Origin of the sequence: Pseudomonas sp. C 49-2 (genome assembly GCF_003970195.1) — a bacterium.
Classification (GTDB): domain Bacteria; phylum Pseudomonadota; class Gammaproteobacteria; order Pseudomonadales; family Pseudomonadaceae; genus Aquipseudomonas; species Aquipseudomonas canadensis.
The window spans coordinates 605,754-621,630 of the sequence record NZ_RXYG01000001.1 but is presented as its reverse complement, the minus strand read 5'-3'; the positions used below and the strand labels follow the sequence as shown (position 1 = coordinate 621,630).

The following is a 15,877-nucleotide window of genomic DNA, read 5'->3' as shown; positions in this document are numbered from 1 at the left end:
AATTGATAGAGCAAATGCCATGCCTAAAATTGAATGGCCATCCAATAACTCCTAAAAACGACCTGATGACGCGTCTAGATAAGCCCGCGCCGCGAGTACGGATATAGCTGAAATCAGCCGTAGGAATGAGTCTGCCCACGGGGCGTGAGCAGATCGGTAGCACTTGTGGGAAGGCGCTTTGCGGGTGTGGGAAAAGTCTGTCACCCCAAGCACGGGTGACAGCGGGTCGGGCGGGAAATCGTTCGGTAGCTACTTATCTGTTTGCGACGCGCTAAAAGGTGGCGCTTTTGCATCCGGGTGTTCACTTTATGCGCAATGTTGTCTGGACTACCGTAGTCGCGAGCAAGCCCGCTCCCACACTTGACCGCGTTCTCATGTTGGAACTCGATCAAATGTGGGAGCGGCGGTGCGACGATTCGACTTGCTCGCGAATACAAGCGACGCGGTCTCAACATTCAACAGCGCTGACCGCCAACCCACCCCGCGATGTCTCTTTGTATTTGTCATGCATATCCGCCCCGGTATCGCGCATGGTGCGAATCACCCGGTCCAGGGAGATAAAGTGCTGGCCATCGCCACGCAGCGCCATTTGCGCCGCGTTGATCGCCTTCACTGCCGCAATTGCATTGCGCTCGATGCACGGCACTTGCACCAGCCCACCCACCGGGTCGCAGGTAAGGCCCAAGTTGTGTTCCAAGCCGATTTCGGCGGCGTTGCACAGCTGTTCCGGCGTGGCGCCAAGGATCTCGGCCAAACCAGCAGCAGCCATCGCGCAGGCCGAACCCACTTCACCCTGGCAACCGACTTCGGCACCGGAGATCGAGGCGTTCTTCTTGCACAGGATCCCCACCGCCGCCGCACCCAGCAGGTAGTCGACCACATTGGCTTCGGTGACTTCCTCGCTGAACTTCATGAAGTAGTGCAACACCGCCGGGATAATCCCCGCCGCGCCGTTGGTGGGTGCGGTGACCATGCGTCCACCGGCGGCGTTTTCCTCGTTGACTGCCAGGGCGAACAGGTTGACCCATTCCATGGCGCTCAAGGTCGAACCGATCACGTTCGGCTTACCCAACTCTTGCAGGCTGCGATGCAACTTGGCGGCGCGGCGGCGCACGTTCAGGCCGCCAGGCAGGATGCCTTCGTGCTTGAGGCCCTGCTCCACGCAATCCTGCATGGCGCGCCAGAGTTTCATCAGGCCGCTGCGGATTTCTTCTTCGGAGCGCCAGGTTTTTTCGTTAGCCAGCATCAACTCGGCGACGCGCAGGTTGTGGGTCTTGCACAACTGCAGCAGCTCCACCGCGCTGGAAAAGTCGTAAGGCAACTCGGTACGGTCCATATCGGCCACGCCGCTTTGCGCCTGGGCTTCATCCACTACAAAACCGCCGCCTACTGAATAGTAGGTATCGCGGTGCAGTTCACCCTTGTCACCGAACACCACCAGTGTCATGGCGTTGGGGTGGAACGGCAGGTTTTCGTCGAGCAGGCGCATGTCCCGCGCCCAGACGAAGGACACCGGCAGGTGCCCGTCCAGCAGCAACGTGTCGGTCTCGCGCAGGGTGTGAATGCGCAGGCCGATTTGCGACGGATCGATCGCGTCCGGCCATTCGCCCATCAGGCCCATGATGGTCGCGGTATCGCTGCCGTGGCCGATGCCGGTGGCGGACAAGGAGCCGTAGAGCTGAACTTCGACGCGCCGCACTTGTTCCAACAGTTCACGTTCACGCAAGCCTTGAACGAACAACGCCGCGGCGCGCATGGGGCCGACGGTGTGAGAACTCGAAGGCCCGATGCCGATCTTGAACAGGTCGAAAACACTGATAGCCATTAACGTGGAACTCCGCAGGTGAACAGGCCGGACACCAACGAGCTGCTACGCTCAGATCGCCCAGATGGCGGCATCATCAAGCTTTTACTTGCCGTCACGGCGTCTCACACCGACGCACTCATGCTCACAAGCGTCGCTACCGTGCGATCACCTGTTTTGGCCGTTTTTAGCGGTGCAGATGGGCAAAACCTGCAGTTTTGCCGCTGGAAAAATCTGTAAGCGACGTCACCGACACTGGATACGACCATCCCTGTACTGGATACGACGCCCCCTGTAGGCGTCAGATTTTCACTGGTACATGATCAGTCTCGACTCGTTTGCAAGGCACCGTGCCAGAGCTGTTGTCGCACGCACCAACCGCAACACTTATAAAGCGCGGCGAATGCCGCCAGAAAAAACACAGGAGTCTACCCAGATGAAAGGTTCACCCTCGTTGTTGTTGGCCGCCATGCTGAGTCTGCCAGTCATGGCGCACGCCGCAGAACCGGCACAATGTCAGACCGTCAACTTCTCCGATGTCGGCTGGACCGACATCACCGTCACCACCGCGACCACCAGCGAGATCCTCAAGGGCCTGGGCTACAAGCCGCGCACCACGATGATTTCGGTACCAGTGACCTACAAGTCCCTGGCCGACGGCAAGAACATGGACATCTTCCTCGGCAACTGGATGCCGACCATGGAAAACGACATCAAGCAGTACCGTGATGCCGGCACCGTGGAAACCGTGCGCGCCAACCTGGAGAACGCCAAGTACACCCTGGCCGTCCCGGAAGCGCTGTACAACAAGGGCCTCAAGGACTTCGCCGACATCGCCAAATTCAAGGATGAGCTGGGCGGCAAGATCTACGGCATCGAGCCCGGCAATGACGGCAACCGCACCATCCAGACCCTGATCGACAAAGACGCCTTCGGCCTGAAAACCGCCGGCTTCAAAGTCGTCGAATCCAGCGAAGCCGGCATGCTCTCCCAGGTCGAACGCGCCACCAAGCGCGACCAGGCCATCGTGTTCCTCGGCTGGGAACCGCACCCGATGAACACCCGCTTCAAGATGAAGTACCTGACCGGCGGGGACGACTCGTTCGGCCCCAACTACGGCCAGGCCACCATCTACACCAACACCCGCAAGGGCTACACCGAGGAATGCAGCAACGTGGGCCAGTTGCTGAAAAACCTGGTGTTCACCCTGAACATGGAAAGCACCCTGATGGGTAACGTCTTGGACGACAAACAAAAGCCTGATGCCGCCGCCAAGGCCTGGCTGAAAGCCAATCCACAAGTCCTCGACACCTGGCTCGCCGGTGTCACTACCGTAGATGGCAAACCAGGACTCGACGCCGTTAAAGCCTACCTCGCCAAGTAATGTTGTCCCCGGGGCGGTGCGCTGCCCCGGGATGTTTTCCCTCTTCGCATGTGGACATTCACTACCATGCTGACTGAACAGAAAATCCCACTAGGCCAGTACATCGCTGCCTTCGTCGAATGGTTGACCCAACACGGCGCCAACTACTTCGACGCAATCGCATCGACTCTGGAAACGATGATCCACGGCGTGACGTTCGCGCTGACCTGGTTCAATCCGCTGGCATTGATCGGTCTGATTGCGCTGCTGGCTCACTTTATCCAACGTAAATGGGGACTGACTGTTTTTGTCATCGCCTCCTTCCTGCTGATCCTCAACCTGGGGTACTGGCAGGAAACCATGGAGACCCTGGCGCAAGTGCTGTTCGCCACCCTGGTCTGCGTGGTCATCGGTGTGCCGCTGGGCATTGTTGCCGCGCACAAACCGTTGTTCTACACCATGATGCGGCCGGTGCTCGATCTGATGCAGACCGTACCGACCTTCGTCTACCTCATCCCTACCCTGACCCTCTTCGGGCTGGGTGTGGTGCCTGGGCTGATTTCCACGGTGGTGTTCGCGATTGCCGCGCCGATCCGTCTGACCTACCTGGGTATCCGTGATGTACCGCAAGAGTTGATGGACGCCGGCAAGGCCTTTGGCTGCTCGCGCCGTCAGTTGCTCTCGCGCATTGAACTGCCCCACGCCATGCCGAGCATTGCCGCCGGCATTACCCAATGCATCATGCTGTCGTTGTCGATGGTGGTGATCGCGGCCCTGGTGGGCGCCGACGGCCTCGGCAAACCCGTGGTCAACGCACTCAACACCGCCGACATCGCCCTGGGCTTTGAAGCCGGTCTGGCGATCGTGCTGCTGGCCATCATGCTCGACCGCATCTGCAAACAACCCGACGCTAAAGTAGGGGGTGATGCATGAGCATTATCCGATTCGACAAGGTCGACGTGATCTTTTCAAAAGACCCACGCGAGGCGCTCAAGCTGCTGGACCAGGGCATGAGCCGTAACGAGATCCTGAAAAAGACCGGGCAGATTGTCGGCGTTGAAAAAGCCAGCCTGGATATCGAGAAAGGCGAGATCTGCGTGCTGATGGGCCTGTCGGGCTCCGGTAAATCCAGCTTGTTGCGCTGCATCAATGGCCTCAACACCGTCAGCCGTGGGCAACTGTTCGTGGAACATGAAGGTCGCCAGATCGACATCGCTTCCTGCACACCTGCCGAGCTGAAAATGATGCGCACCAAACGCATCGCCATGGTGTTCCAGAAATTCGCCCTGATGCCTTGGCTGACGGTGCGCGAAAACATCAGCTTCGGCCTGGAAATGCAGGGCCGTCCGGAGAAAGACCGGCGCAAGCTGGTGGACGAAAAGCTCGAGCTGGTAGGCCTGACCCAATGGCGCAACAAGAAGCCGGACGAACTCTCCGGCGGCATGCAACAGCGCGTCGGCCTGGCCCGCGCGTTGGCAATGGACGCCGACATCCTGCTGATGGACGAACCCTTCTCCGCCCTCGACCCGCTGATCCGCCAAGGCCTGCAGGACGAGTTGCTGGAACTGCAACGCAAGCTGAGCAAGACCATCGTGTTCGTGAGCCACGACCTCGACGAGGCGCTCAAACTGGGCAGCCGCATCGCGATCATGAAAGACGGCAAGATCATCCAGTACAGCGTGCCGGAAGAGATCGTGCTGAACCCGGCGGACGACTATGTGCGCACCTTCGTCGCGCATACCAACCCGCTGAACGTGCTGTGCGGGCGCAGCCTGATGCGCACCCTGGACAACTGCAAGCGCGTCAACGGTTCGGTGTGCCTGGACCCGGGCGGCGACTCGTGGCTGGACCTGGCCGAAGGCAACACCATCAAGGGCGCCCGCCAGAATGGCGCGGTGATGAATTTGCAGAACTGGGCACCGGGACAAGCGGTGGAAGGTTTGGGCCGAGTGCCGACGCTGGTGGATTCGAATATCGGCATGCGCGATGCGTTGCAGATTCGTTATCACACCGGGAACAAGCTGGTGTTGCATGACAACAACCAGGTGGTGGGGATCTTGGGTGACAGTGAGCTCTACCATGCCCTGCTAGGCAAGAACCTCGGCTGACAGATACCGCAAAAGCAACTGAAGAAACAATGTGGGAGCTGGCTTGCCTGCGATAGCGGTGGTGAATTCACTACCGCTATCGCAGGCAAGCCAGCTCCCACAGTTGATCCCATTCAAACATTGGAACAGTGGTGTCAGTGAAGACACCACCTAGCTCACGTATCAGCTATAGACACGGCCAAGGAGCTGCCGATGGCTTTCAAACTGATCGAGCACGTCCCGGGTGATCTGTTCCTGGGCGAAGCCCATCAGGTCGTATTCCTGAGGTCCGTTGTGCAGGTAGACCTCGGCGCGGTAGTAACGCGTGCGCTCTTCCTCGGGCAGGTCGCTCGGTGCCGACGAGTAAGCATCCAGGCTCACTTCGTAGACAAACGGGTTGCCCTCTTCCATCTCGATGCGCACACCGATGCAGCGCTTGGATTTACCCAGCAGTGTCTGCACCTCCAGCCCCTGTTCACGCAAGGCCGTCGCCGCTTCTTCCAACGCTGGCGTCACGTGCTTGTCCATAAAGCGTTGCACGGTGCCTTGGCTCGGCTGCAGGTCCAGCGCGGTCAAACGCTCGCTGAAACCACGGCGGCCACGCTCAGCCAGTTGCGCCTGCTCCTGTTCGATGGCCACATCCTGGCGCATCGCCTTGTGCAAGCCGAACATAAAGAAGATCAACACCACCGAGAACGGCAGCCCGGCCAGCACCACCATGGTCTGCATGGCTTCGAAGTTGCCGGCGAACAACAGACCGATGGTCACCAGGGTGATCACCGCCGACCAGAAGATGCGCAGCCAGTGCGGCGCATCTTCGTCCACGTTGCCGCCTTTGCACGACAGGTTGGCCATCATCACCGCGCCGGAATCCGCCGGGGTCAGGAACAGCACGAAGCCTACGAAAATCGACACACCGATGACGATTTTCGACGCCGGGTAATGCTCAAGCAGTTGGTAGATGGCCATGGACGGCTGTTCCAGCGCGGTCTTGCCCAACTCCACCGCACCGTGGTTCAGCACCAGGTCCAGGGCCGAGTTACCGAAGATCGACAGCCACGCCAGGGTAAAGCCCAGCGGGATCAGCAGCACGCCGGCCACCAGTTCACGCACGGTACGACCACGGGAAATGCGCGCGATGAACATGCCCACGAATGGCGCCCAGGAAATCCACCACGCCCAGTAGAACAGGGTCCACAGGCCCATCCAGCGTTCGGTTTTGTCGGCGTCGCCTTCGTACACATAGAGGTCGAAGGTTTTCAGGATGATGCCGTTGAGGTAGTCACCGGTGTTCTGCACCAAGCCGTTGAGCAAATGCAGAGTCGGGCCGAACAGCAGCACGAAGATCAACAGGCCGCTGAACAACACGATGTTGAGGTTGGAGAGGCGACGAATGCCGTTCTCCACCCCCGACACGGCGGCGATGGTCGCCACGGTGCTCATCACGATGATCACAATCAGCAGGTTGGTGTTGCTGTGCTGCATGCCGAACAGGTTTTCCAGCCCGGACGACACCTGCATCGAACCAATCCCCAGGTTCGTCACCAGGCCAAGCAGGGTCACGAACATGCCGAAACCGTCCACCGCGTGGCCGGCCGCGCCTTTCACCCAACGCTCGCCCACCAGCGGGTACAGCGCCGAACGCAAGGCCAGCGGCTGGTTATGACGATACGCGAAGTAGGCCACGGCCAGGCCGACCAGGGCGTAGATCGCCCAGCCGTGCAGGCCCCAGTGCAGGAAGGTCAATTGCAGCGCCTGGCGTGCTGCGCCATTGCTGGCGGCAGCGCCTTCGGGCGGGTTGAAGTAGTGGTCCAGCGGCTCGGAAGCGCCGAAGTACAGCAGCGAAATGCCGATGCCCGACGAGAACAACATGCCGGCCCAGGCGCCGTAGCTGAAGTCCGGGGTGTCGTCCTTGCTGCCCAGTTTCAATTTGCCGTAAGAGGAAAACGCCAGGCCGACCACAAACACCAGGTAGGCGGCGATGACCACCATGTAGTACCAGCCGAAGCTTTTCGACAGCCACGCCTGGGCGACACCGAGCATGCGCCCGGCCTCCTGCGGGGCGATGATCAGGATGGCAGTCAACAACAGAATCAACGCGGTGGAGGTGTAGAACACCCAACCGTTGACCCGCACCTTTTCTGGCGGGGTCTTTATAAGAGAGGCAGAACTCATGGCGCAGATGCTCCGGGCAGTGCGAGAGAGAAACACAAGGCAACGGTTATCCCGGGACATCGATTTTTCGGCAGTCGACGGACGGGTGTTATAAAGACACCCCTTAAATCCCTGCACCCCATGAGCGCAGTGCCCAGGGACGTTTCAGGGGTTTAACCAGGTGCCAGATGTCGTGCCTACATGTAGGAAATACCCGTAGGACGCGACCATTTGTCGCAGATCTTATTCTTTGTTGATTGAACGTTCAATCAAAACAAAATAGACTGGCCCTCAAGCCGACGGACGTTGATCGCCCATCGGCAGGCCTAAGGAGAGGTGCTACATGCCCAAGGTCGGTATGCAACCCATACGCCGCCAGCAGTTGATCGAAGCCACGCTAACGGCCATCGATCAGGTCGGAATGGGAGATGCCAGCATTGCGCTGATCGCCCGTTTGGCCGGCGTCTCGAACGGCATCATCAGTCACTACTTTCAGGACAAGAACGGCCTGATCGCCGCGACGATGCGGTACTTGATGAATGTGCTGATCGAGAACGTCCACGAACGCAGGCTCGCACTGAAGGATGACAGCCCACGGGCGCACCTTCAGGTGATCATCGAGGGCAACTTCGATGCCAGCCAGGTCAACGGCCCGGCAATGAAAACCTGGCTGGCCTTCTGGGCCACCAGCATGCACCACCCGTCATTGCACAGGTTGCAGCGGATCAACGATCAACGTCTGTATTCCAACCTGTGCTGCCAGTTCCGCCGAGTGCTGCCGCTGCCGCACGCACGCAAAGCAGCCCGAGGCCTGGCGGCCCTGATCGACGGTTTGTGGTTGCGCGGCGCCCTGTCGGGAGACGCTTTCGACACGGCGCAGGCGCAACGGATCGCTTACGAATACATGGATTTCCAATTGGCCAAGCAGGTGAGTTAGAGCACACATAACCGCTCAACCCCTGAACTGCTGCCGCTCAGTGTTGCCACACCCTTATGGCCCACTGTTCGGCGGTTAACGCCAACCACTTATGCACTTGCGAGGACTTTATGGCCCGTTTCGACCTGCAAAAACTCTACATTGACGGCGGTTACAGCGACGCTGGCAGCGATGCCACCTTCGACGCCATCAACCCGGCTAACGGTGAAGTTCTCGCCCAAGTGCAACGCGCCACTAAAGAAGACGTTGAACGTGCCGTGGTCAGCGCCGAAAAAGGCCAGAAAATCTGGGCCGCCATGACCGCCATGGAACGTTCGCGCATCCTGCGTCGTGCCGTCGACATCCTGCGCGAGCGCAACGACGAACTGGCCGCCCTGGAAACCCTGGATACCGGTAAATCCTTCTCCGAAACCAAGTACGTCGACATCGTCACCGGCGCTGACGTGCTGGAATACTACGCAGGCCTGGTGCCAGCCATCGAAGGCGAGCAGATCCCACTGCGCGACACCTCGTTCGTCTACACCCGCCGCGAGCCACTGGGCGTGGTCGCCGGTATTGGCGCGTGGAACTACCCGATCCAGATCGCCCTGTGGAAATCCGCACCGGCACTGGCCGCCGGTAACGCGATGATCTTCAAGCCAAGCGAAGTCACCTCGCTGACCACCCTGAAACTGGCTGAGATCTACACCGAAGCCGGCGTTCCGGCGGGCGTGTTCAACGTGCTGACCGGCAGCGGCCGTGAAGTCGGCACCTGGCTGACCGAACACCCGCGCATCGAGAAAGTCTCGTTCACCGGCGGCACCGACACCGGCAAGAAAGTCATGGCCAGCGCTTCCAGCTCTTCGCTCAAAGACGTAACCATGGAACTGGGCGGCAAGTCCCCGCTGATCATCTTCGATGACGCCGACCTCGACCGCGCCGCCGACACCGCGATGATGGCCAACTTCTACAGCTCCGGCCAGGTCTGCACCAACGGCACTCGCGTGTTCGTACCGAAGCACCTGCAAGCTGCGTTCGAAGCCAAGATCGTTGAGCGTGTCGCGCGCATTCGCGTTGGCAACCCGGAAGACGAAAACACCAACTTCGGTCCGCTGGTCAGCTTTGCCCACATGGAAAGCGTGCTGGGCTACATCGCCAAGGGCAAAGAGCAAGGCGCTCGCCTGCTGTGCGGCGGCGACCGCCTGACCGACGGCGACTTCGCCAAAGGCGCCTTCGTGGCCCCAACCGTATTCACCGACTGCACCGACGACATGGTCATCGTGCGTGAAGAAATCTTCGGCCCAGTGATGAGCATCCTCACCTACGAAACCGAAGAAGAAGTGATCCGCCGCGCCAACGACACCGACTTCGGCCTGGCTGCTGGCCTGGTGACCAAAGACCTGAACCGCGCCCACCGCGTGATTCATCAGTTGGAAGCGGGTATCTGCTGGATCAACGCCTGGGGCGAGTCCGACGCGAAGATGCCGGTCGGTGGCTACAAGCAGTCGGGTGTTGGCCGCGAGAACGGGATCAGCTCGCTGAACAACTTCACCCGCATCAAATCGGTACAGGTTGAGCTGGGCGACTACGCCTCGGTGTTCTAAGAGCTGAGATTTGTATTGCCTTTGAGGCCGCCATCGGGGGCAAGCCCCCTCCCACACTTTGATTTGTGAACACATTCCAAATGTGGGAGGGGGCTTGCCCCCGATGAGGTCCGACCTGACCAACTTCAAAGAGGGTGCATCCAATGTCCCAAGAATACGATTACATCATTGTGGGTGCCGGCTCCGCCGGTAACACCCTGGCGACCCGTCTGACCGAAGACGAAGGCGTCACCGTCCTGCTGCTGGAAGCCGGCGGCCCGGACTATCGTCTCGACTTCCGTACCCAGATGCCAGCCGCCCTGGCCTTCCCACTGCAAGGCCGCCGCTACAACTGGGCCTACGAGACCGATCCAGAGCCACACATGGACGGCCGTCGCATGGAGTGCGGTCGCGGCAAGGGCCTCGGCGGCTCTTCGCTGATCAACGGCATGTGCTACATCCGTGGCAACGCCATGGATTACGACAACTGGGCGAAATTGCCAGGTCTGGAAAACTGGACCTACCTCGACTGCCTACCCTATTTCCGCAAGGCCGAAACTCGCGACATCGGCCCGAACGACTGGCACGGCGGCGATGGCCCGGTCAGCGTGACCACGCCGAAAGCCGGCAATAACCCACTGTTCCACGCCATGGTCGAAGCCGGCGTGCAGGCTGGTTACCCGCGTACCGAAGACTTGAACGGCTACCAGCAAGAAGGCTTCGGCCCGATGGACCGTACCGTCACGCCGAACGGCCGTCGCGCCAGTACCGCACGCGGTTACCTGGATACCGCTAAGAAGCGCTCCACGCTGACCATCGTCACCCACGCCCTTACCGACAAGGTGTTGTTCGAAGGCAAGCGTGCCGTTGGCGTGCGTTACCTGATCGGCGCTGCCGAAGAGCGCGTTGAAGCCCGCGCGCGCAAAGAAGTGCTGGTGTGCAGCGGCGCAATCGCGTCGCCGCAACTGCTGCAACGCTCCGGTGTCGGCCCGGCCAAGCTGCTGGAAAGCCTCGACATCCCGGTGGTCCATGACCTGCCAGGCGTCGGCGAAAACCTGCAGGACCACCTTGAACTGTACCTGCAATATGCGTGCACTCAGCCCGTGTCGCTGTACCCGTCGCTGCTCTGGTACAACCAGCCGGCGATCGGCGCCGAGTGGCTGTTCAACGGCACCGGCATTGGCGCCAGCAACCAGTTCGAAGCGGGCGGTTTCATCCGTACCCGTGAAGAATTCGAATGGCCGAACATCCAGTACCACTTCCTGCCGGTGGCGATTAACTACAACGGCAGCAACGGTGTGAAAGAGCACGGTTTCCAGGCGCACATGGGCTCCATGCGTTCCCCAAGCCGTGGCCGCGTGCAATTGAAGTCGAAGAACCCACGGGACTACCCGAGCATCCTCTTCAACTACATGGCCACCGAGCAGGACTGGCAGGAATTCCGCGACGGCATCCGCCTGACCCGTGAAATCATGCAGCAGCCGGCACTCGACCAGTACCGTGGCCGCGAGATCAGCCCGGGCATCGACGTGCAAACCGATGAGCAGCTCGACAAGTTCATCCGCGAGCACGCCGAGACTGCGTTCCACCCGTCCTGTTCGTGCAAGATGGGCACCGATGAGATGGCCGTAGTGGACGGCGAAGGCCGCGTGCATGGCATGCAGGGTCTACGCGTTGTGGATGCGTCGATCATGCCGATCATCACCACCGGTAACCTGAACGCGCCGACGATCATGATCGCCGAGAAAATCGCCGACAAGATCCGTGGCCGCCAGCCGCTGCCGCGCAGCACCGCCGACTACTACGTGGCGGGCGATGCGCCGGTGCGTGGCAAGCCGATGCGTGAAGTGGGCCCTACCGCGCAGTAACTGATACACCGCGGTGTTCCCATCGGGGGCAAGCCCCCTCCCACACTTGATCGGGTTCACACGGTCAAAAATGTGGGAGGGGGCTTGCCCCCGATGAGGCCCGACCAGCCAATGCAAAACCCCTCCTTGATCAGCTACTCTGTTTGCCTGCCCGCGACGAGCCGCCCACAAGGAAGGCCCCATGTTCGACCACCACGCCACACTCAAAAAACACTTCACAGCCCTGCGCACCCGCGCCGAATTCTTCTCCCTGCGCTACGTCCGCGAATCCGGCCAATACCTGGCCGTACGCAAAAACGTCGCCGAACCACCGCACCTGAACCACGACGAAGGCGCCATGCTCACCGTGCGTCTCAACGGCGTGGAAGCCTACGCCGCGACCAACGATATTTCCCTGCCTGGCCTGCAAGCCGCCCTTGAGCGTGCCGAACAGCAAGCCCGGTTGATCAAGCCCCACGCCCTGCTCGACCTGCGTGACCAACATGTCTCCAGCGATGTGGCGGACTACCTGTCCCCCGAACTCAATCAGCCTTTCCCGTCCCTGAGCGACTGCTACCAATTGCTGGGCGACGAATCCGCCGCTGTGCCCAAGGACGAGCGCCTGGTGAGCTGGGAAGTCAGCCTCGGCCTGACCCACGTCGAGCAGATCTACCTCAACAACGCCGGCGCCGAGCTGCGCCAAGCCCAGCGCTTCGTGTTCCCCGGCGTCAATGTCACGGCCTACGATGGCAACGACAGCCAGAGCCGCACCCTGGGCGGCAGCAACTTCGGCCAGCAAGGTGGCTTTGATGTGATCAGCCGCTTCGGCCTGGTCGGCGCAGCGCCACGCATTGCCGACGAAGCCCTGCAACTGCTGCTCGCGCCCAACACCCCCAACGGCCCGCGCGACCTGTTGCTGATGCCTGACCAGATGATCCTGCAGATCCACGAATCCATCGGCCACCCGCTGGAGCTGGACCGCATCCTGGGTGACGAGCGCAATTACGCCGGCACCAGTTTTGTGAAGGCCAGCGACTTCGGCCATCTGCACTATGGCTCCAAGTTGCTCAACGTGACGTTCGACCCGGACATCCCAGAGCAACTCGCCAGCTACAGCCATGACGACGACGGCACGCCCGCCAGCAAGCAGTTCCTGATCCGCGAAGGGTTGCTGCTCAAACCGCTGGGCGGTGCGCTGTCGCAATTCCGTTCGGGTATGAGCGGCGTGGCCAATAGCCGGGCCAGCAGTTGGAACCGTGCGCCCATCGACCGCATGGCCAACCTGAACATCGAAGCGGGCGACAAGAGCCTGGCACAACTGATCGGCGGTATTGAAAGCGGCATCCTGATGTCGACCAACCGCTCATGGTCCATCGACGATGCGCGCAACAAATTCCAGTTCGGCTGCGAATGGGGTCAATTGATCGAGAACGGCGAGCTGAAAGGTGTGGTGAAGAACCCCAACTACCGCGCCATTTCTGCCAACTTCTGGCGCAACCTCAGCGCGGTCGGTGACGCCAGCACCTTCAAGGTCCTGGGCACGCCGAACTGCGGCAAAGGCGAACCCAATCAGGTGATCCGCGTCGGCCATGCGTCGCCGGCCTGCGTATTCAGTGATGTCGACGTATTTGGGGGGGACGCCTGATGAACAACTTCAAGGCATTGGTGGAGTGGCTCAAACACGCCATCACCGACAATGAACAATTCCACCTCGGCTATGCGGATGAAGCGTCCGAATTCGTGCGTTTCAATCACGCCAAGGTGCGCCAGGCGGGCCAAGTGCAACAGGCCAGCCTCAACCTGAAACTGATCAACGATGGCCGCCACGCCGACCTCGGCATCACCCTTGCCGGCGAGCCCGAGCTGGACCGCCAGCGTTTGGCCGATGGCCTGCAACAGTTGCGCGAAACCCTGCCGCTGCTGCCACAAGACCCGTACCTGCTGCTGAACCACAACGCCTGGCAAAGCAACAACGAACAAACCCGCCCGCTGCCGGAACTGGCCCAGGTACTGGAAGACATCAGCCGGGCCGCCCAAGGCGTGGACCTGGTCGGCTTTTATGCGGCCGGCCCCATCAGCCGGGGCTTTGCCAGTTCATCGGGCGCCTTCGGCTGGCATCAGGCCAATAGCTTCAACTTCGACTTCAGTCTGTTCCACGCCAATGGCGAAGCGGTAAAGGCCAGCTACGCCGGGCACACTTGGGACAGCGCCGAGTTTGCCGCGCGCTTCCAGCAGGCCCGCGAGCAGCTTGAGTTCCTCGGCCGTCCACTGCACAAGCTGGCCCCCGGACACTATCGCGCCTACCTCGCCCCGGCGGCGATTGAAGAAATCATCAGCATCATCACCTGGGGCGGGTTTTCCGCCCAAGCCATCGCCAGCAAGGGCAGTTCGCTGCAAAAGCTGTATGCCGGCGAACAGTCCCTGAGCCCGCTGGTGACAGTAGCGGAACAGATCAGCGGCTCCCTGAGCCAGGCGTTTTCCACCGAAGGTTACCCGCGCGGCGACGTCACGCTGATCAAGGCGGGGCAAGCCGATGGCCAATTGATCAACTCGCGCAGCGCTGCTGAATATGGTTTGAGCACTAACGGCGCAAGCAGCGATGAATCGCCCAGCGCGTTGCAGATGGCCGCCGGCAACTTGGCCCAGGCCGATATCCTCAAGCAGTTGGGCACCGGGTTGTACATCAGCAACCTGTGGTACCTGAACTATTCGGACCTGCCGGCGGCCCGCCTGACCGGCATGACGCGCTTCGCCACCTTCTGGGTGGAAGACGGCGAGATCAAGGCGCCGGTCAGCACCATGCGTTTTGATGACAGCGTCTACAACCTGCTCGGCGCGCAGTTGGAAGCGCTGACCGCTGATCGGGAACTGCTGTTGTCGGCCAGCACCTACAGCCAGCGCAACACCGCCTCGAATCTGCTGCCAGGGGCGCTGGTCAAACGCCTGACCTTAACCTTGTAAATACAAACCCCTTGTGGGAGCGGGCTTGCTCGCGAAGGCGGCGTATCAGTCAACTTATCCGGTGGCTGGCGCTCCGCCTTCGCGAGCAAGCCCGCTCCCACACTATCTTGCGGTTACTTCCGACACCTCGACTCAATCCTTCCTACCGTCAAATCCCATCTCACGCTTGCTCCAGCGTGCTCAGTTGTCGCGCTTAAAAAACCTCGTTATAAGGGTTAATGGCATCCCGCCACCCTCACCCACTAGAGCACGACCTTGCCCGGGAAGGGCAAGCTGGAGCGTTGACATGAACCATGGAAGTTTTGTCATTGAAAAGCTGTTCAAGCACTACAACGTTCATGTTGAGCAACTAGGAAACGATTCGCAAAAGAAGACCGTCTTGATGGTCAACGGCGCGCTGTCCACCACGCGCTCCTTCGCCCGCACCAGCAAATGCCTGGCCGAGCATTTCAATGTGCTGCTGTTCGACCTGCCGTTCTCCGGCTATTCCCGCGAACACAACACTGACCTTGACCTGGTGACCAAAGACGACGAGGTGCAGATGCTGCGCGCCCTGGTCGAGCGCTTCCAGGTCAACCATCTGGTGTCGGCCTCCTGGGGCGGTATCTCCACGTTACTGACCCTGGCGCACAACCCACCCTCCATCGAAAGCTCAGTGGTGATGGCCCTCGCGCCCAACCTCAACCAAGCCATGCTCGACTATGTGGAACGTGTACGCGTATTGATCGAAGCGGACGACAAGTCCGCCGTCGGCCACTTGCTCAATGAAACCGTGGGCAAGTATTTGTCGCCCCGGCTCAAGCGCAACAACCACCGGCACCTGTCGACCATGGCCACCACCGAATACCGCCAGGCGCGTTTTCATATCCACCAAGTGTTGGCCTTGGGCGATGGCAACTACCTGCCAGCACTGCGGCAGATTGAAACGCCGGTGCACTTCCTCAACGGCGCCCTGGACGAATACACCCCCGCCGCCGAGGCCCAATTGTTCAAGCAATACGTGGGGCGCAGCAGTTTTGCTGTGGCCGAACATACTGGCCACTTGCTCGACCTTGAATCCAACGAAGCCGCCGTGGCGGTGCACCGTGAACTGCTGGATTTCCTGGTGGGAAAACGCGCGACGAATGGCGCATAATCGCCAACACATAGCCTGCTAACCAAA

General features: G+C 60.4%; 11 protein-coding genes. 9 read left to right on the top strand and 2 right to left on the bottom strand.

Annotated features, from left to right (window positions below):
- Positions 1–448 precede the first annotated feature (448 nt).
- Positions 449–1,825 (bottom strand): L-serine ammonia-lyase, encoded by a 1,377-nt coding sequence (locus EJ576_RS02915; RefSeq protein WP_126569528.1) that lies wholly within the window; start codon positions 1,823–1,825, stop codon positions 449–451.
- Between the two features lie 415 nt (positions 1,826–2,240).
- Between EJ576_RS02915 and EJ576_RS02910 the strand changes: the two genes are divergently transcribed.
- The 3 genes from EJ576_RS02910 (at position 2,241) to choV (ending at position 5,275) form a co-directional block, all read left to right on the top strand.
- On the top strand, positions 2,241–3,188 hold the full coding sequence (locus tag EJ576_RS02910; RefSeq protein ID WP_028618240.1) for a choline ABC transporter substrate-binding protein: 948 nt from the start codon (positions 2,241–2,243) through the stop codon (positions 3,186–3,188).
- Between the two features lie 66 nt (positions 3,189–3,254).
- Positions 3,255–4,100 carry a choline ABC transporter permease subunit gene (gene choW, locus EJ576_RS02905; RefSeq protein WP_016972877.1) on the top strand — a complete coding sequence of 282 codons (846 nt, stop codon included), beginning with the start codon at positions 3,255–3,257 and terminating at the stop codon, positions 4,098–4,100.
- Complete coding sequence (gene choV / locus EJ576_RS02900; RefSeq protein WP_028618241.1) at positions 4,097–5,275, top strand: choline ABC transporter ATP-binding protein; 1,179 nt, start codon at positions 4,097–4,099, stop codon at positions 5,273–5,275. The genes choW and choV overlap by 4 nt, the downstream gene beginning before the upstream one ends.
- Before the next feature lie 162 nt (positions 5,276–5,437).
- Here the strand turns inward: choV and EJ576_RS02895 are convergent, their stop codons facing one another.
- Positions 5,438–7,372, bottom strand: coding sequence for a BCCT family transporter (locus EJ576_RS02895; protein ID WP_223204552.1), 1,935 nt, complete (start codon positions 7,370–7,372; stop codon positions 5,438–5,440).
- 379 nt (positions 7,373–7,751) lie between these two features.
- Here EJ576_RS02895 and betI point away from each other — a divergent pair, with 379 nt between their 5' ends.
- From betI to EJ576_RS02865, 6 genes are all read left to right on the top strand, one after another.
- The gene (gene betI / locus EJ576_RS02890) at positions 7,752–8,345 is read left to right on the top strand and encodes a transcriptional regulator BetI (RefSeq protein WP_028618243.1); all 594 of its coding nucleotides are present in this window, start codon (positions 7,752–7,754) and stop codon (positions 8,343–8,345) included.
- 110 nt (positions 8,346–8,455) lie between these two features.
- The gene (betB, locus tag EJ576_RS02885; RefSeq protein WP_122729546.1) at positions 8,456–9,928 is read left to right on the top strand and encodes a betaine-aldehyde dehydrogenase; all 1,473 of its coding nucleotides are present in this window, start codon (positions 8,456–8,458) and stop codon (positions 9,926–9,928) included.
- Positions 9,929–10,071: 143 nt separating this feature from the next.
- Entirely contained in the window at positions 10,072–11,775 is a 1,704-nt protein-coding gene (gene betA / locus EJ576_RS02880; protein WP_122729549.1) for a choline dehydrogenase, read from the top strand.
- 181 nt (positions 11,776–11,956) lie between these two features.
- Positions 11,957–13,399, top strand: coding sequence for a TldD/PmbA family protein (locus EJ576_RS02875; protein WP_122729551.1), 1,443 nt, complete (start codon positions 11,957–11,959; stop codon positions 13,397–13,399).
- Complete coding sequence (locus EJ576_RS02870) at positions 13,399–14,715, top strand: TldD/PmbA family protein (protein WP_068937844.1); 1,317 nt, start codon at positions 13,399–13,401, stop codon at positions 14,713–14,715. The genes EJ576_RS02875 and EJ576_RS02870 overlap by 1 nt, the downstream gene beginning before the upstream one ends.
- A 286-nt stretch (positions 14,716–15,001) precedes the next feature.
- A complete protein-coding gene (locus EJ576_RS02865) occupies positions 15,002–15,850 on the top strand; it encodes an alpha/beta fold hydrolase (RefSeq protein WP_028618248.1) in 849 nt (282 codons plus the stop codon).
- The last annotated feature ends 27 nt before the right edge of the window (positions 15,851–15,877 follow it).

Excerpts from the sequence above, each read along its gene's own strand:
- EJ576_RS02915 (WP_126569528.1), bottom strand. The coding sequence starts at position 1,825 with ATGGCTATCAGTGTTTTCGACCTGTTCAAGATCGGCATCGGGCCTTCG.
- EJ576_RS02910 (WP_028618240.1), top strand. The coding sequence starts at position 2,241 with ATGAAAGGTTCACCCTCGTTGTTGTTGGCCGCCATGCTGAGTCTGCCA.
- choW (WP_016972877.1), top strand. The coding sequence starts at position 3,255 with ATGCTGACTGAACAGAAAATCCCACTAGGCCAGTACATCGCTGCCTTC.
- choV (WP_028618241.1), top strand. The coding sequence starts at position 4,097 with ATGAGCATTATCCGATTCGACAAGGTCGACGTGATCTTTTCAAAAGAC.
- betI (WP_028618243.1), top strand. The coding sequence starts at position 7,752 with ATGCCCAAGGTCGGTATGCAACCCATACGCCGCCAGCAGTTGATCGAA.
- betB (WP_122729546.1), top strand. The coding sequence starts at position 8,456 with ATGGCCCGTTTCGACCTGCAAAAACTCTACATTGACGGCGGTTACAGC.
- betA (WP_122729549.1), top strand. The coding sequence starts at position 10,072 with ATGTCCCAAGAATACGATTACATCATTGTGGGTGCCGGCTCCGCCGGT.
- EJ576_RS02875 (WP_122729551.1), top strand. The coding sequence starts at position 11,957 with ATGTTCGACCACCACGCCACACTCAAAAAACACTTCACAGCCCTGCGC.
- EJ576_RS02870 (WP_068937844.1), top strand. The coding sequence starts at position 13,399 with ATGAACAACTTCAAGGCATTGGTGGAGTGGCTCAAACACGCCATCACC.
- EJ576_RS02865 (WP_028618248.1), top strand. The coding sequence starts at position 15,002 with ATGAACCATGGAAGTTTTGTCATTGAAAAGCTGTTCAAGCACTACAAC.